Raw genomic sequence first — 19,984 nt, 5'->3', positions numbered from 1 at the left:
GAGCAGACTCAGACCCCCGCCACTGACGCCCAGACATTGGCGAGCTTGCGCTTGACCTGCTCCTTGCGCGTCAACACCGGCTCGTCTTCCTCGTCCTCGGGCAGGCGCAGGCCGACGACGCTGACGCGGCCGCCGGAGATCGAGCGCGCGACCAGCACGATGGTGTCGAGCGCGACGGTCGCGCCTTCCTTCGGCGCGTTGTCGAGGTGAATGTCGAAATAATCCGCCAAGGTCAGCTTGTCCTCGCCCTCGCCGAGCTTCACGCCATAGATGCCGGCGACCTCGTCGAGCGTGTGCTCGGCCGACACCATGAAGTCGCCGAGCAGATGCGGATCGGGCGCGGCCGATGGCGGCATGTCGACGAAGAAGCGGTCGAGCGACTCGGCCTTTTCCGGCGGCGCCAGCAGATAGAGATAGTCGCCCGGCGCGATCGGCTCGGCCTCGGCCGGCGACAGGATCTGCTGGTTGCGAATCACCAGCGTCGGCTTCGACCAGGACGGGATCAGCCCGCGGCGGAAATACAGGCTCTTGGAGCGGATCGCGTAGCCGACCAGCTGCTGCTCGAGCTGGCCGGGCAGATCGAGCTCGATGCGGCGAGGGCCGCGATCGGTGCGCGGCAGCGCGACATGCAGCGTGCGCGCGGCGACCCCGAGCGTCCAGCCCTGCGCCAGCAGCGAGATGATCACGACGACGAAGGCGACGTCGAAATAGAGGTAGGCCTTGGACAGCCCGACCAGCATCGGGATCGAGGCGAGGAAGATCGCGACCGCGCCGCGCAGGCCGGTCCAGGCGATGAACGCCTTCTCCCGCCAGTTGAAGCGGAACGGATAGAGGCAGAGAAACACCGCGGCCGGCCGCGCCACCAGCATCAGCATGAGCGCGACCGCAATCGCAGGCAGCAGGCTGTCGAGCAGCCGCTGCGGTGACACCAGCAGGCCGAGCAGCACGAACATCACGATCTGCGCCAGCCAGGTGGCCGCGTCGAGGAACGCGACCACCGAATTATGCGCGCGCGTCGGCCGGTTGCCGATGATGATGCCTGCGAGATAGACCGCGAGGAACCCGGAGCCATGGGCGATCTGGGCCATGCCGAAGATGACGAGCGCGGCCGTGGTCACGAACGGTGCATGCAGGCCCTGCGGCAGCGCCACCTTGTTCAATCCGACCACGACCAGACGGCCGCCGACGATGCCGAACAGCGCGCCGAGCACCGCCTCGCGGACCAGCTCGAACAGGAAATGGCCGAAGGTGCCGTGGCCGACCGAGATCAGCTCGACCAGCATCAGGGTCAGGAACACAGCGAACGGATCGTTGCTGCCGGACTCCGCCTCCAGCGTGGCGCCGACGCGCGGGCGCAGCCGCAGGCCCTGGGCATGCACCAGCAGGAACACGGCCGCCGCATCGGTCGAGGCGATGACGGCGCCGACCAGCATCGCCTCGGTCCAATCGAGGTCGAGGGCGTATTTCGCGACAGGCGCGGTGATGAATGCCGTCATCAGCACGCCGGCGGTGGCGAGCACCATCGAGGGCGCCAGCACGGTGCGGATGCTCTGGAAGCGCGTGCGCAGGCCGCCGTCGAACAGGATCAGCGCCAATGCGACCGATCCGACCAGATAAGTGGTGCGGACATCCTGAAATTCGATATGACCGGGCCCCGAATCGCCCGCCAGCATGCCGATCACCAGGAACACCAGCAGGAGCGGCGCGCCGAAGCGCAGCGCCAGCAGGCTGGACAGGATCCCGGCCATGACCAGGACCGCGCCAAGGAGAATGGCAATGCTGACGGCGTCGAGGGATGTCATGAAAAAACGTTGATGGATCCGGGTTTTACATCCTTATCGTCGCCACACTTGCACGCCAACCGGATTTGCTCATATCGCGGCGATATGCCCATTTTTCCATCCTTGCCCGCGTTCGGGGTATATTTCGCGGCAATCGCACCTGCCCAAAACGAGCTAAATCGTAAGCGTCGGGATGTCCCGCGCCCCTGTTCCTCTCCGAGACCCTGCTGATGGACTTCGATTTAAAGGACGTTCTCGATTTCCTCCAGACCGTGGCCCGCTCGATCGGCGCCGAGGTCACTTCGCCCTGGTTCTACCTTCAGCTCGGACTGGTGCTGAGTGGCGCTGGCATCGCCTTCGCGGCGAGCGCTGCAGTGCGTTCGCGCATCGACGTGACCTCGCTGGCGATGGGCTGGCCCGGCCCGCTGCGGCAGCTGCTGCGGGTGCTGCTGGAGAGCGTGACGACGGTCGTGTTCGTGATCCTGATGCGGATCGCACGCACCGGCATGGTGCTGTGGACCTGGCCGAGCCGCTCCTATCTGCTCGCGGTCGCGCTCAAGCTGGCGCTGGCCTGGCTCGTCATCCGGCTGATCACCTCGGTGATCCGCAGCACCTTCATCGTGCAGATCGTGTCGATCTCGGCCTGGCTGGTGGCGGCGCTCAGCATCATCGGCCAGCTCGACAACGTGGTCGACGCGCTCGACTCCGTGTCCGTCGTGCTCGGCGGCCTCAGGCTGACGCCGCTCCTGGTCATCAAGCTCGGCGTGCTGCTGCTCGGCGTGCTCTGGCTCACCAACATCGCCAGCAATTTCGTCGAGAGCCGGATCACCCGCTCGACCGACCTGACACCGTCGATCCAGGTGCTGCTGATCAAGATGGTCCGCATGGGCCTGATGATCCTCGGCGTTGCGATCGCGATCAGCGCCGTCGGCATCAACTTGTCGGCGCTCGCCATATTCTCCGGCGCCGCCGGCGTCGGTATCGGTCTCGGCCTGCAGCGCATCGTCGCCAATTTCGTCGCCGGCATCATCCTGCTCGCCGACAAATCGGTGAAGCCGGGCGATCTCGTCACCATCGGCGACAGCTCGGGACGCATCAGCGCGATGAACACGCGCTACATCTCGGTCGCCGCCGGCGACGGCCGCGAGTTCTTGATCCCGAACGAGGACCTCGTTACGCAGAAGGTGACGAACTGGACCTACACCGACAAGAACACGCTCGTGAAGGTCAATTTCGGCACCAACTACGACGCCGATCCGCGCGTCGTCTGCAAGCTCGCGATCGACATCGCCAACGAGACGCCGCGCACGCTGAAATCCAAGGCGCCGAACTGCCTGCTGACCGAGTTCACCGAGGCCGGCATGAAATTCTCGCTGACGACATGGATCGCCGACCCCAGCTACATGGACAGCGTCAAGAGCGAGGTGATGCTGGCGCTGTGGGAGGCCTTCAAGCGCGAAGGCATCCGCGTGCCCTATCCGGTGCGCGAGCTGCGCGTGCGCGGCGGCGCACTGCCGGTGGAGACCACGGTCGAAGTGCCGACCTGATCCGCGCGAACCATGCGTCGCATCGACGCATGACCCAGCAAATGTGAAGTAGTTCATAGTTCACGCGAGAGTGAAGGTGCACACGCGCCCGCTCCGTTCGCGCGGTATCGACGTGAGGGTCCTGTGCCCCCGCGTGTACCTCATGGTCCATTCACCGCCTGTCCTGCCCTTTCTATCGTCGGCGTGCTCAGCGATCCCGTCGTTGTCGCGCGACGGATCGCGATCGCAAGCAATTTGAATCGATGTGCGACCGAGGAGGAAGACCATGGACGGACAACAAGTGAATGGTGCGCTACAGACCACGATGCCTTATGGTCTGCTTGCTGCGCAGCAGCTGGCACCGCAGGGCTTTGTCGGCAATCTGCTCGGCCAGTACGGCGCGCCGCTCGGCGGCGTCATCGGTGGCGCGTTCGGCAATCAGGGACTCGGCAACACCATCGGCGGATACGCCGGTCAGCTCGCGCAGCGCTTCCTGCCGTTCGAGGCGGCGCCGCAGTTCGCCCCGCAGGGCTTCTTCGGTAACCTGCTCGGCCAGGTCGGTGCCCCGCTCGGCGGCGCCATCGGCGGTGCGTTCGGCCATCAGGGCCTCGGCAACCAGATCGGCGGCGTCGCCGGTCAGCTCGCCCAGCGCTTCCTGCCGTTCGAGGCCGCGCCGCAGTTCGCGCCCCAGGGCTTCTTCGGCAATCTGCTCGGACAGGTCGGCGCGCCGCTCGGTGGCGCCATCGGCGGCGCGTTCGGCAACCAGGGTCTCGGCAACCAGATTGGCGGCATCGCCGGGCAGCTCGCCCAGCGCTTCCTGCCGTTCGAGGCCGCGCCGCAGTTCGCGCCCCAGGGCTTCTTCGGCAATCTGCTCGGACAGGTCGGCGCGCCGCTCGGTGGCGCCATCGGCGGAGCGTTCGGCAACCAGGGTCTCGGCAATCAGATCGGCGGCATCGCCGGGCAGCTCGCCCAGCGCTTCCTGCCGTTCGAGGCGGCTCCGGAATTCGCCCCGCAGGGCTTCTTCGGCAACCTGCTCGGCCAGGTCGGCGCACCGCTCGGCGGCGCCATCGGTGGCGCGTTCGGGCATCGGGGTCTCGGCAACACCGTCGGCGGCGTCGCCGGCCAGCTCGCCCAGCGCTTCCTGCCGTTCGAGGCTGCCCCGCAGTTTGCGCCGCAGGGCTTCTTCGGCAATTTGCTCGGCCAGGTCGGTGCTCCGCTCGGCGGCGCTATCGGTGGCGCGTTCGGTCATCAGGGACTCGGCAACACCATCGGCGGATACGCCGGCCAGCTCGCCCAGCGCTTCCTGCCGTTCGAGGCGGCCCCGCAGTTCGTGCCGCAGGGCGCGATCGGCAACTTCCTCGGCCAGATCGGTGCGCCGGCCGGTGGCGTGATCGGCAACTACTTCGGCAATCAGGGTCTCGGCCAGACCGTCGGCGGACTCGCCGGCCAGCTCGCCCAGCGCTTCCTGCCGTTCGAGGCCGCGCCGCAGTTCGCCCCACAGGGCTTCTTCGGCAACCTGCTCGGCCAGGTCGGTGCACCGCTCGGCGGCGCTATCGGCCACGCCTTCGGCAACCAGGGCCTCGGCAACACCATCGGTGGCGTCGCCGGCCAACTCGCCCAGCGCTTCCTGCCGTTCGAAGCCGCGCCGCAGTTTGCGCCGCAAGGCTTCTTCGGCAACCTGCTCGGACAGGTCGGCGCGCCGCTCGGCGGCGCGATCGGCGGAGCGTTCGGCCATCAGGGCCTCGGCAATCAGATCGGCGGATACGCCGGTCAGCTCGCCCAGCGCTTCCTGCCGTTCGAGGCGGCGCCGGAGTTCGCCCCACAGGGCTTCTTCGGCAATTTGCCCGGCCATACCTCGCTGCCCATCACCAACTGCTGGGGCATTCCGGGTAGCCGTCCCGGCTTTGGAAGCGTGCTGGGCCACCCCGGGCAGCAATTCCTGCCGTTCGACGCAGCACCCGAGTTCGCCCCGCAGGGCATTCTCGGCGGCTTCCTCGGCAGCACGCTCGGCGGTCTCGGCGGAGGCTTCGTCGGCAAGGCGCTCGGCAATCGCAACCTCGGCCACACCATCGGCAGCACCGCGGGTGGAATCCTCGGCTCGATCCTGCCGTTCGATGCTGGTCCGCAGTATGCGCAGAACGGCTGGGCCCAGAACGGCTGGGCCAACGTGCCGGTCTATCCCTACCAGGGCGTGACCTACCACTGAGCCCGCGCAAGCCGGCGTGAGGCTGCACTCAGACGTTGCAAGTTTCCCCTGGGCGGCTCGATAGTCGCCCGGGGGAGACATCCAGACAGTGAGGACGACCATCATGACCGACAGCTTTGCCAAGGACGGATCGAGCGATGAGTTCATCGTCGCGGGACGTAGTACGTCCGACACCTCCCACCTCACCGCGTTCGAAGACGCGCTGAAGGACATCTCCGGCGCCGCGATCGTCGCAAGAGGCGGGCGTCCGGACCAGCCGCACCTCGTCGTGAACCTGACACCGCAAGACGCCGAACACCTCAAATCACGCTTCGGCACGGCGCTGATCATCGAGCGGAACGCCAAGCTCAGTCCGTTCTGACCGGTCAACGCCATGCGCCGATCCAACAAGCGACAGAGATCCAAGGAGAGAGACGCTATGGCCGACAACAATGCGAGCGACAATTCCGCGGGCCAGGGTAAGGGCCCGAACGGCCGCAGCAATGCGGCACCGAACAAGACCGATGCGGCTTCGCCGACCGTGGAGCCCACGGTGAAGGCGAGACGGTCACGCTTCCTGGTCGCGACGCGCCCGATGCCCGGCGTGCAGCCGATGGCGGCCGACGCGATCGCGACGACCCTGAACAACATGCCGGACGTCCAGATCATCAAGCAGGTCAGGCCAAGCGGCTTCGGCGCGCTGTCGGCCGGCGGTGGCGGCGGCGGCATGCCCGAGATCGTGGTGGCCGAGATGGATGCGGCGCGCGGCGCCGCCTTGCGGGCCAGCGCGCCGCCCAACGTCATCGTCGAGCACGATGCGCTGCTGCGTCACGCCGATGATCTGTCGATGGCCTTCAACAGCGCCATGACGATGACGCCAGGCATCGGCATCGACGTGCGGCTGCGCGTCGTCGGCACCGGCGGCCAGCCGCTGCCGAGGACGACGGTCTACGTCTATGGGCTCGGCTTCCCCGGCCAGGGCACGACCGACGACAAGGGCGAGGTCACGGTCACCGTGTTCGGCGGGCCGCTGGAGACGATCCAGGCGATCTACGTCAAGCCGGCTGCGAACTACTGGGACCGCATGTTCGAGCGCCCGGCGCTGTCCGACGGCATGAACACGCTGCAGCTGCAGCCGTTCTCTTCCACATTCCAGGGCTTTCCGCAGGCGCCCTATGTCGGCTGGGGTCAGCAGCTGATGAAGCTCGACCAGCTCGATCCGTCGCTGACCGGACAGGGCGTCAAGGTCGGCATCATCGATTCCGGTTGCGACAGCGGCCATCCGCAGCTGACCCACGTCACCCGCGGCATGGACTTCACCAACAACAAGGATGCGGCGAGCTGGACCAGAGACACGATGTCTCACGGCACACACTGTGCCGGCATCATCACCGCAGCCACGTCCGGTCAATTGAAGGCGGTGCGCGGCTTCGCACCGATGGCCGAGGTGCACGCCCTGAAAGTGTTCCCGGGCGGCCGCTTCAGCGACCTGATCGACGCGCTCGACCAGTGCATCGCGCGCGGCATCGACGTCGTCAACATGAGCCTCGGCAGCAGCGAGGCCTCCGAGCTCGTCGCGCACAAGCTGATCGAGGCGCGGCAGAACGGCGTGGCCTGCATCGTGGCGGCGGGCAATGCCAGCGGTCCGGTTCAGTTCCCCGGCAATCAGCCATCGGTGCTGACGGTGTCGGCGATCGGCAAGCTCGGCGAGTTTCCCGACGACAGCTATCATGCCCGCACCGTCGTGCCCAATTTGGTCGCCGGCGCGATGTTCTCGCCGCGCTTCACCTGCTTCGGACCGCAGGTTGCCGTCGCGGGTCCGGGCGTGGCCATCGTCTCCACCGTGCCCGGCGGCGGCTATGCCGCCTGGGACGGCACCTCGATGGCGACGCCGCACATCACCGGCATGGGCGCGCTGCTGCTCGCGCATCATCCGGTGTTCCGTGACACCGCGAAGGGCCGCAACGAGCAGCGCGTGTCGCAGCTGTATCAGCTGCTCGCCAGCGCCGGCGTCCGCTATCTCGGCGACCCCACCCGCGAGGGCGTCGGCGTGCCGGATCTGCAGCGCGTGGCCGGCCTCGGCGCCGCGTCCCAGAGCGGCAACATGGCCACCGCGTCGACCGCGCCTCCGCTCGGCGGCAATATGAACTTCGGCGTGCCGTACCAGGGCTCGCCGTTCGCCAATGCCTATCTGCAGCCTCAGATGATCCATCCGGCGCTGCTGCAGAGCTTCCTGCAGATGCGCAACGCGGGACTGGTCTGACGATCGCGGCTGTTACGGACATGACGATCCGCCGGCGGCAACGCCGGCGGAAGCCGTTCCGGCGCCGGCCGCGCAGCGCAGCCGCGTCCACCCGGCAGGCGGTGATTGCAAAACGGACTGATGAGCGGACGGGGTCCCGGCTTCAGCGCTGATGATACGCCCGCAGACGATGAGCCGCCTGGTTGCGCCGCCGCACGTTGAGCTTCTCGAGGATGTTGTGCACGTGGTTCTTGACCGTGCCGACCTCGATCCGGAGCGTCCGCGCGATCTCCTTGTTGGACAATCCCACCTCGATCATCTGCAGGATCTCGCATTCGCGCGGTGTCAGTTCGCCGAGCCGCGACCTTGCCGCAGGTACAGGCTCAATGCGACCGGGCGGCTCCTCGAGCCCGGCCACGATGGAGATCTGCTCGCTCGGGATCTGCTCGCTGCGGCCTCCCGCCGTCAGCCGGTCGACCTGGGCGATGACATCGTCGATCGAGCCGTCGCGCGGCACGCAGCCGGCGATGCCGCGGCCGATCGCGCACAACGCCGGAGCGGCGATCTCAGGGACGCCGATGGCGAGGATCTCCAGATCCGGCTGCTCGCGGAGCAGCGTGGTGGCACGGTCCAGACCGTGCCATTCGCCGACGTCGAGCAGCACCAGATCCGGGCGGCTCGACGCGATCAGTCTGAGGGCTCCGAAGTGATCGACCGTGTCGATCACCTCGAGACGGTCGTTCTGTCCGAGCCGCGCGCCGAGAGCCTCGCGAAAGAAGCGGGTCTCGCTGACGATGACGATGCGAGTCTTGCCCGTGACCATGTCGGCCATGTCGGCCGCAACGGAAGGAACCGGTAGCATGTCGAACTCGACGGCGCGTCGCGACATTGGAAACTCCCAATTGCAAAATGGCTGCAGCGGTCCTGCAGGACGTGCTCAAGATTCGCCCTGGCAGAGACTGGGTGGATTGCAGATGAAATGATGCTGGGAATTGAACAACCTTTGGGCGAAATCTGCCCTGCAATCATGACGAGAACGTGGTCGGCCCTGCCGGGCGCTTCGTCGCAGATCCCCGGCAAAAACCGGTATGATACTGCCTTGTTCGTACATCTGCGCGGTCTCCTCACCAACGAACCATGGACTTGCAAATGCACCTACAAGGTGTGTCGCAACACAACCCGAAACGTTCGCAGATTCCTGGCGGAACCGGCCCCGCCGGGACCATCTTCGCACTGCCGTGCAGACCCGGCTTGCACCGGCGCGCACGATCATTAAATTAGGCGATCACCCCACGACATTTTCGAGAACGAAACAGGCCCATGAGCTATATCGAAGCGACCGACACCGCTGCGCGCAAGAACGGCCAGATCAAGCTGCATGGCGCGAGCGGCTTTGCCGGCATGCGCAAGGCCGGGGCGCTGGTGTCGAAGTGCCTCGATGCGCTCACCGACATCGTCAAGCCGGGCGTGCCCACCTCGCGAATCGACGATGTCGTGCGCGACTTCGCCTTCAGCCACGGCGCCTATCCGGCGACGCTGATGTATCGCGGCTACCGCTACTCGACCTGCACCTCGATCAACCACGTGGTCTGCCACGGCATGCCGAACGACCGGCCGCTGAAGGAAGGCGACGTCATCAATGTCGACGTCACCTTCATCGTCGACGGCTGGTACGGCGATTCGAGCCGCATGTATGCGATCGGCCCGATCTCGCGCAAGGCGGAGCGGCTGATCGAGGTGACCTATGAATCGATGATGCGCGGCATCGCCGCGGTAAAGCCCGGTGCCACCACGGGGGATATCGGCCACGCCATCCAGAGCTTCGTCGAGCCGCAGGGCATGAGCGTGGTGCGCGACTTCTGCGGCCACGGCCTCGGCCGGCTGTTCCACGACGAGCCGAACATCATCCATGTCGGCCGTCCCGGCGAAGGCGTGCTGCTGAAGCCCGGCATGTTCTTCACGATCGAGCCGATGATCAATCTCGGCAAGCCGCATGTGAAGATCCTGTCCGACGGCTGGACCGCCGTGACGCGCGACCGCTCGCTGTCGGCGCAGTTCGAGCATTCGGTCGGCGTCACCAATGACGGCGTCGAGATCTTCACGCTGTCGGAGCGACATGGCGAGAAGCCGCTGACGCAGGTGTGAGCGGCCTCTGCGCCGCGCCGCCACCCGGCGTCTGATTGTTGCCATTCCCGGCTGCTCGATTGCTTCGATGGCATGCGACTGCGGGAGGCTGCTCTGACCATCGCAACACGTCGTGGGGTTCTCGGCCTGCTCTCGGCCAGCGCTGCGCTGCTGGCGCCGCCGGCGCGCGCCGCATCCGAGACATCAGCGTCATCGGCCGGTGCCGACGACGCCTGCATCCTGACGCCGCAATCCGAATCCGGACCTTATTATTTCGATCCCAAGCTGGTGCGCGGCGACATCGCCGAGGGCCGGCCGGGCGTGCCGCTGGCGTTCCGACTGCGCGTGATCGAGGCCGGCGCATGCACGCCGATTCCCGGCGCGCGGGTGGATGTCTGGCACTGCGACGCCCGCGGCATCTATTCGGGCTATCCGGGCCAGAGCGACAATCACAAGGTCGACCAGAGCGGCAAGACGTTTTTGCGCGGCACCCAGATGGCGGATGCCGCGGGCTGGGCCGGCTTCAACACGATCTATCCGGGCTGGTACGCGGGGCGCGCGACCCACATCCATTTCAGGGTGTTCCTTGACGAGGCGACCGTGCTGACCGGGCAGACCTTCTTCCCCGAGGCGCTGAACGAATTCATCTACAGCAACGTGCCGGACTACACCGGACGGCCGAAGCAGCGGCTCGTCATCAATGCCAACGACCGCGTCGCCACCGACGCAGATCCCGACCATCGCGCCTATTGCGCGATCAAGGAGGAACGTGAGCGCTATCTCGCGACGCTGACCTTGGCCGTGAATCGGAAGCCTGCGACCGCGGTCGAGATGCCCACGGGCCGGCTGCCGCCGGCGCCCTGGATCAAGGACAGGCTGGCCGCGCTGGTGCCCGGGCTCAAGCGCAGCCCGTTCTGATCAGGCCTGCTCGGTGAACTGATAGGCCAACGCAGCAAGTGGCAGCGCCGTGCCGAGCGCGGCCGCGAGCGTCCAGCCGCCATGCGCGTAGGCGAAGGCGCCGATGCCCGATCCGGCAGCGCCGGCGACGAAGAACGTCGTCATGTAGAGCCCGTTGAGCCGGCTGCGCTGGCCGGCACCGAGCACGAACAGCACGCGGTAGCCGAGGATCAGGCTGAGCTGCGCGCCGCAATCGATCGCGATCGCCGCGATCACGAGCGCGGTCAGCGACCAATGCGTTCCGAGGGGAACGAGCAGCGTCAGCCCGAAGCCGACCGCGCACAGCAGCATCGACGCGATCGTGGCGGGCCGCGTCCAGCCGCGATCGGCGATCCGGCCCGCAATCGGGGCCATGATCGCGCCGGCGACACCGGCGAGCGCAAACAGGGCGATTCCGGTCTGCGACATCCGGAAGTCCGGTCCGGCCAGCAGCAGCGGCGAAGTGGTCCAGAACACGCTGAAGCTGCCGAACAGCGCGGCCTGGTACAGCGCCCGGCGGCGCAGCGACGGCGTGTCGCGATACAGCTGGACCATCGAGCCGAGCAGCTGGCCGTAGCTCAGCCGCGCCTCGGGCTCGCGCGGCGGCAGCGCGATGCGTAGCACCACGGCCAGTGTCAGCATCGCCAGCGCCGAGGCCGCGTAGATCACGTGCCAGGAGGCATGCGCGGCAACGAAGCTTGCCAGCGGCCGCGCCAGCATGATGCCGAGCATCAGGCCGGTGGTGACGTTGCCGACGGTGCGGCCGCGGATCGCCTCCGGCGCCATGTGGCCGGCATAGGGGATCAGGATCTGCACTGCGACCGAGCCGAAGCCGATCAGCAGCGCCGAGAGCAGGAAGGTCGACGGACTCGTCGCCAGTGACGCGCAGGCGAGTGCCGCCGCACCGATGATGATCGAGGTGATGACGAGCTTGCGGTTCTCGATAAGATCACCGAGCGGCACCACGAACAGCAGGCCCGCGCCGTAGCCGATCTGGCTCATCGTCACCAAGAGCCCCGCCAGTTGCGGCCGCAAACCGAGATCGGCGCTGATCGGCCCGATCAGCGGCTGCGCATAATAGATGTTGGCGACGATCAGTCCGCAGGAGAACGCGATCAGCAGCGTGATCCAGGCCGACAGCGAGTCGCCGGACTCGGACGTGATGGTGGTCAACGGAAACCTCTCCCAGGCGGCACACCATTCAGTGCGGCAAGTCGGTGATGCTGAGAAGCGACGATTTTGCATCGCAGCATTCAAGCCAGACATGGGTGCAGAGGTCCGCATTGCCAGTTCACGTCTGCGTGGGCGCCGCCTCGGGCATGCGACAGTGAAACCGATCACGGTCGGCCGCCGCCGCAGCAGGGGCTGATCGACGGCGGCGTCCTGCGGGATGTCCTAGCGCGCGCCATGCGCTTCGGACTCGGATTCGGCGCTGCGGCGAGCGCCGGTCAGCCGCGGCAGCAGCATCGGAACCCGCTGGCGGTAACGCTCATAGCTCTCCCCGAAGGCAGCAACCAGATCGCGCTCCTCGAGCAGCACGCCGACCAGGATGTAAGCGGTGCTGAGCGCCGCGAACAGCAGATGCCCGGCGCTCATCTCGGGCGTGGCCCAGAACGCGATCAGGAAGCCGAGCATCAGCGGATGGCGGACCAGGCGATACAGCAGCGGCGTCTTGAACGGATGCGCCGGCGCAGCGGTGCCGCGCAGCGCGAAGAAGCCCTGGCGCAGGCCGAACAGATCGAAATGATCGATCAGATAGGTCGAGGTCAGCGCGATCAGCCAGCCGAGCCAATGCAGGCCGATCAGCATATTGGCGGCCAGCCCCTCGACATGCCAGAGCGGCATCGGAATCGGCCGCCACTGCCAGAACAGCAGCAGCAGGATCAGGCTGGAGAGCAGCACATAGGTGCTGCGCTCGGCCGCCGGCGGAACGAGACGCGTCCACCAGCGCTTGAACGCAGGCCGCGCCATCACGCTGTGCTGGAGCGCGAACAGCGTGAGCAGCAGCACATCGATGACGATCGCCTCGGCGAGGCCGACTGCAGCGCCGCTGTCGATCGTCTTGGCGGCGAGCTGGCCATAATTGTCGACGAACCCGAGCGCCCAGCCGAAGGACACAAGAAAAATGGCGTAGCTCGCAATGGCGTAGAACATGATGAGGAGACGTGCGAACATGAGGACTCTCCGGTTGTGCGGCCGGCCGCGCATCGAGCGCGACAGGATCGTTTCGATCCAGACCACCCGCCGCGATCGAGCCTGACCGCTATCAGGCGACCGTCCCCTGGGCGTCCCCCGGACGCCGCCATCACAGGTTCCGTCACGATGCCCCGGTTCAGCGTCCGCACATTCGGCTTTCCGGAGATCCGCCGAGACGACCAGACGTGCCCGCTGTCGCTGCGCAAGGGCCTTGCGCTGCTGGTCTATCTGGCCGAGGCCAACGGCGCTGTGGCCCGCGAAATCGTCGCGACGATGTTCTGGCCGGACAGCCCGGAGGAGACGGCGCGGGCACGGCTGCGCCGGCTGTTGCACCGGATCCAGCTCGCGCTCGGCGAGGGCGCCCTGACGGTTGACCGCGCCACGATCCGGTGGGCCGCGACGGCCCAGCTCGAGCTGGACTCGCTGCAGTTCGAGGCCGCCTGCGATCGCGGCGACTTCGCGCTGGCCTGCCGGCTCGCGACCGGTGATTTCCTCGACGGCTTCGCGCCCGGCGACAGTCCGCAGTTCGACGAATGGGCGTTCTTCCGGCGGGAGGCGCTGCGCGGCCGCGCGGTGCAGGCGCTGGAGCGCGTGGTGCAGGACGCGAGCGCGGCCGGCGACCATGTCACCGCCGTCACCCATGCGCGGCGCCTCGTCGCGCTCGATCCGCTGAGCGAGGTCTATGGCCGCGCCCTGATCCGCAGCCTGCTGCTCTCCGGCGACCGGGCCGCTGCCGAACGCCATCTCGCGGCCCTGACGCAATGTCTGCACGACGAGCTCGGGGTGGCGCCCGAAGCCGACACGCTGGCGCTGCTGAAGCATGGCACCGCGAGCCAAAGCGAGCCGACGCCGCCGACCCGCTATGTCGGCAAGGACAGCATCCATCTCGCGTATCAGACCTACGGCAGCGGCGCCCTCGACATCCTGCTGCTGCCCGGCTTCGTCTCCCATGTCGAACGGATCTGGGAGGAGCCGCGCTGCCGCGCGTTCCTGTCCGCGCTCGCTCGCCTGGGCCGCCTGATCCTGTTCGATCGCCGCGGCGTCGGGCTGTCCGACCGGGTCGGCTTCAGCCCCGACCTGAAGGCCACGGCGCGCGACATCGCGACCGTGCTCGACGCCGCCGGCAGCCGACGCACGGTGCTGCTCGGCGCTTCCGAAGGAGGACCCGCCTGCATCGCCTTCGCCGCCGCCCATCCCGAACGCGTCGCCGGCCTGATCCTGTTCGCCTCGCTGGCCAAGGGCAGCGCGACATCAGACTATCCGCACGCGCTGCAGGCCAGGCAGTACGACATGTGGCTGCGGCAGCTCGTGACCGGATGGGGCGGCCCGGCCGGCATCGAGACGTTCGCGCCGAGCCTTGCCGGCGACGCCCAGGCGCGGGCCTGGTGGGCCGGCCTGCTGCGGGCCGCTTCGAGCCCCGGTGCCATCAAGGGCCTGCTCGAGGCGTTGCGGGATACGGACGTCCGGCATCTGCTCGGACGGATCGCTGCACCGACCCTGGTGCTGCACCGGCGCAACGACCACGCCGTGCTGGTCGGGGCCGGCCGGCATCTCGCCAGCCACATCCCGCAGGCGCGATTCGTCGAGCTCGACGGCGCCGATCACTGGATCTTCGCCGGGGATCAGCAGACGGTGCTTGCCGGCATCACAACCTTTCTGGAAGGCCTCCCGGGGTAGACAGGATGGCGGAATCGGACGCATCGCTTGGCCGGTCGCGACAGGAGGACACGATCGTCATGGCGGATGACGCAGCATTCCATCGCGAGCAGCGCCACGTCGCGGCCGGCATGGCCGCAGCCGCGCTGATCGCCGTTACGGCCATCGGCCTCGCGCTGTGGCGGAGCGGCGGCGCGGCGCAGCCTGCCGCGGAGCGGCTGGCCACGGCGCTGCGGCTCGATCTGCTCGTGATCGTCTGGCTGCTCGGCGCGATCGGCAACGTCGCCCGGCTGCGCTTTTTCTCGGCCCAGGACATCGCCGGCGCGGCGGCGACGGTGGCCAGCGATGCCGTCCGGCGCGGCAATGCGATCCTGCAGAACACGCTGGAGCAGGCTGTGCTCGCGGTCGCCGTGCATCTCGGGCTGGCGGCGACGCTGCCGCGTCCGGAGGTCCTGCTGGTCACGCTCGTCGTCCTGTTCGGCCTCGGACGGCTGCTGTTCTGGGTTGGCTACGCCCGGGGCGCCGCGGGCCGCGCGTTCGGCTTTGCGCTGACCTTCTATCCCACCGCATTCGCGCTGATCGCAGGCGTCGCCATTGTGCTGTCCGGACATGCGGCCTGACGCAGGTCCGACGGGCGGCGCCGACACTTCGAGGTTGCAAAAACGTCACGTCACGGCATGCTGACGCCGATGCCGGACAAAGCTTTCCCACCCGATGACAGGCCGCCCGAGACGCCGCATTATCATGGCCATCGGCAGCGGCTGCGCGAGCGCTTCCAAAGCGCGGGCCCCGATGCGCTGAGCGACTACGAGCTGCTGGAGATGGTGCTGTTCGCGGCGCAGCCGCGGCGCGACATGAAGCCGCTGGCGAAGGCGCTGCTGAAGACCTTCGGCTCGTTTGCCGAAGTGATCCACGCGCCGGAGCCACGATTGCGCGAGTTCGACGGCATCGGCGATGCCTCGATCACGCAGCTCAAGCTGATTGCGGCCGCCGCGCACCGCATCGCCAAGGGCGAGGTCCGGCAGAAGCACGCGCTGGCCTCATGGCAGGAGGTCATCACCTATTGCCGGACCAGCATGGCGTTCGCCGACAAGGAGCAGTTCAGGCTGTTGTTTCTCGACAAGCGCAACCAGCTGATCGCCGACGAGGTGCAGCAGACCGGCACCGTCGACCACACGCCGGTCTATCCGCGCGAGGTGATCAAGCGCGCGCTGGAATTGTCCGCCACCGCGATCATCCTGGTGCACAACCACCCCTCCGGCGACCCGACGCCGTCGCAGGCCGACATCCGCATGACCAAGACGATCGTCGACATCGCTAGGCCGCTCGGCATCACCGTTCACGACCACATCATCGTCGGCAAGAACGGCCATACCAGCCTGAAGGGATCGGGGCTGATGTGAGGCTGCGGCCGCCTCGACCAAGACCTTCACAGCCATCGTTCCTGTCGGCGGTTTCACCGACACAGCCGCACGGTATTGAAGAAGCACGCGCCATCTCAGGCCGCGCCCATGATCAGAGGCACGGCGGCCAGGACCATGATGACGGCTGTCACCCCGTGCATGCCGAAGGCGAGCTTGGCAGAGCCGTTCGCGGCAAGGATGACCAGCATGTCGCCCACGGGGATGATGGCTTCCACCAGCAGAAGGATGCCGACCGCGCCGGGTGGGCCCCACATCATCAAGGCCAGCACGGCCAGCCCAGAGACGATGTCGCGCACGCCCTTGAGGCGAAGCCATCCGGCGACATTGGCGCCGCTCTCCGGAAGCGGCAGCCCGAAGCTGCGGGTCGCAGCCAACGGGCGCGCCACATACTGGATTCCGATCACGATGATCGCGAGGGCCAAGAGCACGGCGATCCCCAGTGCAAACCGAAACATTCATCTCTCCGGGTCTAGTGACATCCACAAATCTAGCATTGCTAGATCCATATTCTAGCGTTGCTAGATCATCAAGCATCGGTAAAATGACAACGTCGTGAACTCGGGAGATCGACGGTTGGGAATCACTGAGCGCAAAGGCAGGGAGCGGGCCGAGCGTGAGCACCGCATCGTCGCGACCGCGCGCGCCATTGCGGAGCGTGAGGGATGGGACGCGGTGACGATCCGCCGGCTGGCCGACGAGATCGAATACAGCCAGCCCGTCCTCTATTCGCATTTCGAGAACAGGGATGCGATCGTTGCAGCCGTGGCCGTCGAGGGATTCAAGGACATCACGGCCGCGCTGCGGACGGCGGCCAGCGAATCGATCGGACGACGCAAGGCGCTCGAAAACGTCGTTCTCGCCTATCTCGCCTTCGCAATGGGGCGCCCTGCCCTCTACGAGGCCATGTTCGTCCTGCCGACGAAGCTGCGGTTCGCGGAGGCCGACACCAGGCCGGAGCTGCAGGCCGCGTTCGCCGCGCTTGCCGCGGTCGTGAAACCGTTCTGCACCGATGTCGCTGTCGTCACCGAGACGTTCTGGGCCGCCCTTCACGGTCTCACCGAGCTCGAACGCTCCGGCCGGATCAGACCCGCGGCCCGCGCCGACCGCATCGCCCTCGTCGTTCGCGCGATCGCAGGCTCTGGAAGCAGCGCACGGGCTCGCGGCTGATGCCGTTCGTCTGATAGCTGGTTCTCCAGTCCAACTTTAAGGCCTGAACCGGAAGGATATGGATCCGAGTCTCAGCCATCGCTCATTTCGGACCTGGTACCGAGCACACTCCTGCGACTTGCTTCAAGTAAACAATCGCGTAGTCTGAATGCCAAGAAACTGTTTGCCTATGCAAAACTCCAGCTTCCACGCAAAGGCGAGAGAATGTTCACCCGCCGAGACGTTACGCAGCTTTTCGTCAAAGCCTTTGGCTTACTCGTTTTGTTAAGCGCCGTAGCTGCGCTGCCGGCGACAATCTCCAATTTTGATGTGACGTACTATTGGACGTTGGCAAATGTCGCCGATCGTTCGTCAGCGCTGGTCATGATAGCAGCCAGTCATTTTGGGCCAATTGCGGTTTATGCAGCGTTCGGTCTCGGCCTCATGTGGTGGAGCCGCCGGTTGGTCGATAAAGCCGACCAAGCCCTTGAGGATCGCACCTTGCCTACGGCGTCGAGTGACCTGAAAAATATGGAGGTCAGCCTCGTCACTGTGATCGGCCTATATTTTCTGGCAGATGGATTCGCCGAGTTGTTTCGGTTCGCATTCCTTGGAGTGATCATCCATGGGCATGATGGCACGGTGACACTGAAGTCCGTTTGGACGAATTTGAGCCGGTTTGAAATCGTGACTATCGTTCAATCCATGGTGAAACTGACGATAGGTGCCGGGCTTGTCTTGGGGCGAGGCGCAACAGCCGCCGCGCTTCGCCAGGCTCGTCGCTGGGTGAAGAAGGGACGTGCATGGCCGGACGAGCCGAAACAAATCGGAAGGACATAGCCGAGTTTTCAAGACTTCAGCCCGTACGGTTTAATGTCGTCGATCGGCCCATCGCCAGCATTGCGGCCTGCGTGCTGATGCCTGCTTCTGACTAAGCAGACAATGAGCTTCGCCAGTCCCAGTGCTGGGCAGCCGGCATGCACTTGAACCGACCTGGCCTGCCAGGCCACTCATTGTCCGTGGAACATGAGCAGGAAATGGCAGATGCGGGCAGCCTCGATAGCAATCCTACTGAGCGGCCTCCTGACCGTCACGCCGGCAGCAGCCTACGACGCCAACGACCCGGCCAATTGCAACGGCATCGCGTGGGATGATGCCCGGCCGCTCGCCGCTGCCAAGGTGAGCGGCCAGCCGCGCGTCAACTTCGTCAAGAGCCCCTATGACGACGACTTCAAGGCCGTGGGCTGTCCGGCCCTGACCGACGCCTGCCGGAAGAAGGCGTATCTGGTCAGCGACGACCTCGTGCTGCTGGGCAGGACGCGCGGCGATTTCACCTGCGTCAGCTACCAGTCGCCGCATGCAAAAAGCCAGACCTGGACCACCGGCTGGCTACCGCGGGCGGCGCTGGCCAAGGTGGAGCCGATGGCCACGCCGGCACTCTCGGAGTGGATCGGAAGCTGGGAGCATCCCGGCGGCGGACTGACGATCACCAAGGCTTCAGTCGGGCGGCTGCGCATCGAAGGCGACCAGGTGTTGCCGACGGGTCGCGACCTGCACAATGGCTCGCTCGCGGCAACGGCCGAGCCGAAGGATGGGCTGATCGCCTTCGTCGACGATGGCACGACGCCGTTCGAGCGGCCGAACGCCGGCGATGAGTGCCGCGTCCGACTGCAGCGCGTCGGCGCCTGGCTGCTGGTCGAGGACAACAATGATTGCGGCGGCGCCGGCGTCAGCTTCACCGGACTTTATCATCGCAAATAGGCGGTCAGCTCAGGCCCAGCGCCGGGCCATCGCGACGCAGAGCACGACGACACCGGCCGCGCCGATCATAGTCGCGGACACCGGCTCGTGCAGCAGCAGGCTTGCGAAGACGAGGCCGAGAAACGGCTGCAGCAGCTGCAGCTGGCCCACCGTCGCGGTGCCGCCGCGCGCGAGGCCGCGGTACCAGAAGGCGAAGCCGATGAACATGCTGAACACCGAGACATAGGCGAGGCCGAGCCAGGCCGCTGCGGTGATGTCCTGCGCTGCGGCCGGCATCGTGGCCAGCGCCAGCGGCAGCATCACCGGCGATGACAGCAGCAGCGCCCATGAGATCACCTGCCAGCCACCGAGCCGCCGGGTCAGCACGGCGCCTTCCGCATAGCCGAGACCACAGACGATGATCGCGGCGATCATCGCGAGGTCGCCGATCGGCGACGGCACGCCTTCCTGCGACAGCGCGAAGCCCGAGACCGCCGCCGCGCCGAGGCCGGCGAACAGCCAGAACAGCGGCCGCGGCCGTTCGCCGCCGCGCAGCACGCCGAACAATGCGGTCGACAGCGGCAGCAGGCCGATGAAGACGATCGCATGCGCCGAGGTGACGTGCTGAAGCGCCAGCGCGGTGAGCAGCGGGAAGCCAATCACGACGCCGAGCGACACGATCGCGAGCGAGACGAGATCGCGCCGCGCAGGCAGCGGCTGGCGCAGCCAGACGAGGCACAGCGCGGCGAGCATGGCCGCGAGGGTAGCGCGCGCCCCGGTCAGGAACAGCGGCGCAAAGCCGCCCAGGGCGGCGCGCGTCGCCGGCAGCGAGCCGCTGAAGATCGTCATGCCGACAGCGCCGCTGCCCCAGCCCGCGATCGATCCCCTCATGCTTGGTTCCTCCTCGACGCCTCCCGCATAGCCCGGCGCACCTTGCAGCGGCAGGAACAGATCGATACGATTTCGACAAACTGTATCGGAACGAAGAGCAATACACTTTGCCGTCAGACCCGATCGAGGCGCGCCGA

General features: G+C 66.7%; 18 protein-coding genes. 12 read left to right on the top strand and 6 right to left on the bottom strand.

The genetic code is table 11. The annotated features are described in order from the left end of the window. Positions 1–8 precede the first annotated feature (8 nt). Positions 9–1,802: a potassium/proton antiporter gene (locus tag QQL87_RS28565; RefSeq protein WP_284422285.1), complete on the bottom strand. Its 1,794-nt coding sequence runs from the start codon at positions 1,800–1,802 to the stop codon at positions 9–11. 209 nt (positions 1,803–2,011) lie between these two features. Between QQL87_RS28565 and QQL87_RS28560 the strand changes: the two genes are divergently transcribed. The 4 genes from QQL87_RS28560 to QQL87_RS28545 all read left to right on the top strand — a co-directional run bounded on the left by QQL87_RS28560 (position 2,012) and on the right by QQL87_RS28545 (position 7,755). Beyond that, positions 2,012–3,328, top strand: a complete 1,317-nt coding sequence (locus QQL87_RS28560) for a mechanosensitive ion channel family protein (RefSeq protein ID WP_284422286.1) — start codon at positions 2,012–2,014, stop codon at positions 3,326–3,328. Positions 3,329–3,593: 265 nt separating this feature from the next. After that, positions 3,594–5,513: a hypothetical protein gene (locus tag QQL87_RS28555; RefSeq protein ID WP_284424134.1), complete on the top strand. Its 1,920-nt coding sequence runs from the start codon at positions 3,594–3,596 to the stop codon at positions 5,511–5,513. Between the two features lie 103 nt (positions 5,514–5,616). Further along, positions 5,617–5,874: a hypothetical protein gene (locus tag QQL87_RS28550; protein ID WP_284422288.1), complete on the top strand. Its 258-nt coding sequence runs from the start codon at positions 5,617–5,619 to the stop codon at positions 5,872–5,874. A 57-nt stretch (positions 5,875–5,931) separates the two neighbouring features. Further along, entirely contained in the window at positions 5,932–7,755 is a 1,824-nt protein-coding gene (locus QQL87_RS28545) for a S8 family serine peptidase (protein WP_284422289.1), read from the top strand. A gap of 142 nt (positions 7,756–7,897) precedes the next feature. On the opposite strand, the gene QQL87_RS28540 is transcribed toward QQL87_RS28545, so the two are convergent. Beyond that, a complete protein-coding gene (locus QQL87_RS28540; protein ID WP_284422290.1) occupies positions 7,898–8,623 on the bottom strand; it encodes a LuxR C-terminal-related transcriptional regulator in 726 nt (241 codons plus the stop codon). Between the two features lie 431 nt (positions 8,624–9,054). Between QQL87_RS28540 and map the strand changes: the two genes are divergently transcribed. Both map and QQL87_RS28530 read left to right on the top strand, forming a co-directional pair. Then, the gene (gene map / locus QQL87_RS28535) at positions 9,055–9,879 is read left to right on the top strand and encodes a type I methionyl aminopeptidase (RefSeq protein ID WP_284422291.1); all 825 of its coding nucleotides are present in this window, start codon (positions 9,055–9,057) and stop codon (positions 9,877–9,879) included. 93 nt (positions 9,880–9,972) lie between these two features. Next, positions 9,973–10,776: an intradiol ring-cleavage dioxygenase gene (locus tag QQL87_RS28530; protein ID WP_284422347.1), complete on the top strand. Its 804-nt coding sequence runs from the start codon at positions 9,973–9,975 to the stop codon at positions 10,774–10,776. Here the strand turns inward: QQL87_RS28530 and QQL87_RS28525 are convergent, their stop codons facing one another. Together QQL87_RS28525 and mddA are read right to left on the bottom strand one after the other, a co-directional pair. Continuing rightward, positions 10,777–11,967, bottom strand: coding sequence for an MFS transporter (locus QQL87_RS28525; protein ID WP_284422292.1), 1,191 nt, complete (start codon positions 11,965–11,967; stop codon positions 10,777–10,779). Between the two features lie 222 nt (positions 11,968–12,189). Next, positions 12,190–12,969 (bottom strand): methanethiol S-methyltransferase, encoded by a 780-nt coding sequence (mddA, locus tag QQL87_RS28520; protein ID WP_284422293.1) that lies wholly within the window; start codon positions 12,967–12,969, stop codon positions 12,190–12,192. A gap of 147 nt (positions 12,970–13,116) precedes the next feature. Here mddA and QQL87_RS28515 point away from each other — a divergent pair, with 147 nt between their 5' ends. The 3 genes from QQL87_RS28515 (at position 13,117) to radC (ending at position 16,049) form a co-directional block, all read left to right on the top strand. Continuing rightward, a complete protein-coding gene (locus QQL87_RS28515) occupies positions 13,117–14,667 on the top strand; it encodes a bifunctional AfsR/SARP family transcriptional regulator/alpha/beta hydrolase (protein WP_284422294.1) in 1,551 nt (516 codons plus the stop codon). 59 nt (positions 14,668–14,726) lie between these two features. Continuing rightward, positions 14,727–15,266 (top strand): MAPEG family protein, encoded by a 540-nt coding sequence (locus QQL87_RS28510; protein ID WP_284422295.1) that lies wholly within the window; start codon positions 14,727–14,729, stop codon positions 15,264–15,266. 69 nt (positions 15,267–15,335) lie between these two features. Then, positions 15,336–16,049 (top strand): RadC family protein, encoded by a 714-nt coding sequence (gene radC / locus QQL87_RS28505; protein ID WP_284422296.1) that lies wholly within the window; start codon positions 15,336–15,338, stop codon positions 16,047–16,049. A 95-nt stretch (positions 16,050–16,144) separates the two neighbouring features. On the opposite strand, the gene QQL87_RS28500 is transcribed toward radC, so the two are convergent. After that, a complete protein-coding gene (locus QQL87_RS28500) occupies positions 16,145–16,525 on the bottom strand; it encodes a DUF4267 domain-containing protein (protein ID WP_284422297.1) in 381 nt (126 codons plus the stop codon). 118 nt (positions 16,526–16,643) lie between these two features. Here QQL87_RS28500 and QQL87_RS28495 point away from each other — a divergent pair, with 118 nt between their 5' ends. The 3 genes from QQL87_RS28495 (at position 16,644) to QQL87_RS28485 (ending at position 18,977) form a co-directional block, all read left to right on the top strand. Then, positions 16,644–17,237 carry a TetR/AcrR family transcriptional regulator gene (locus QQL87_RS28495; protein ID WP_284422298.1) on the top strand — a complete coding sequence of 198 codons (594 nt, stop codon included), beginning with the start codon at positions 16,644–16,646 and terminating at the stop codon, positions 17,235–17,237. A gap of 204 nt (positions 17,238–17,441) precedes the next feature. Continuing rightward, entirely contained in the window at positions 17,442–18,056 is a 615-nt protein-coding gene (locus QQL87_RS28490; protein ID WP_284422299.1) for a hypothetical protein, read from the top strand. 204 nt (positions 18,057–18,260) lie between these two features. After that, positions 18,261–18,977, top strand: a complete 717-nt coding sequence (locus QQL87_RS28485; protein ID WP_284422300.1) for a hypothetical protein — start codon at positions 18,261–18,263, stop codon at positions 18,975–18,977. A 9-nt stretch (positions 18,978–18,986) separates the two neighbouring features. Here QQL87_RS28485 and QQL87_RS28480 read toward each other — a convergent pair whose 3' ends face one another. Beyond that, positions 18,987–19,847, bottom strand: coding sequence for a DMT family transporter (locus QQL87_RS28480; RefSeq protein ID WP_284422302.1), 861 nt, complete (start codon positions 19,845–19,847; stop codon positions 18,987–18,989). Between the last annotated feature and the right edge of the window lie 137 nt (positions 19,848–19,984).

Origin of the sequence: Bradyrhizobium sp. SSBR45G (assembly GCF_030159255.1) — a bacterium.
Taxonomy (GTDB): domain Bacteria; phylum Pseudomonadota; class Alphaproteobacteria; order Rhizobiales; family Xanthobacteraceae; genus Bradyrhizobium.
The sequence above is the reverse complement of the archived record's forward strand: the minus strand, read 5'-3'. Positions and strand labels throughout refer to the sequence as shown.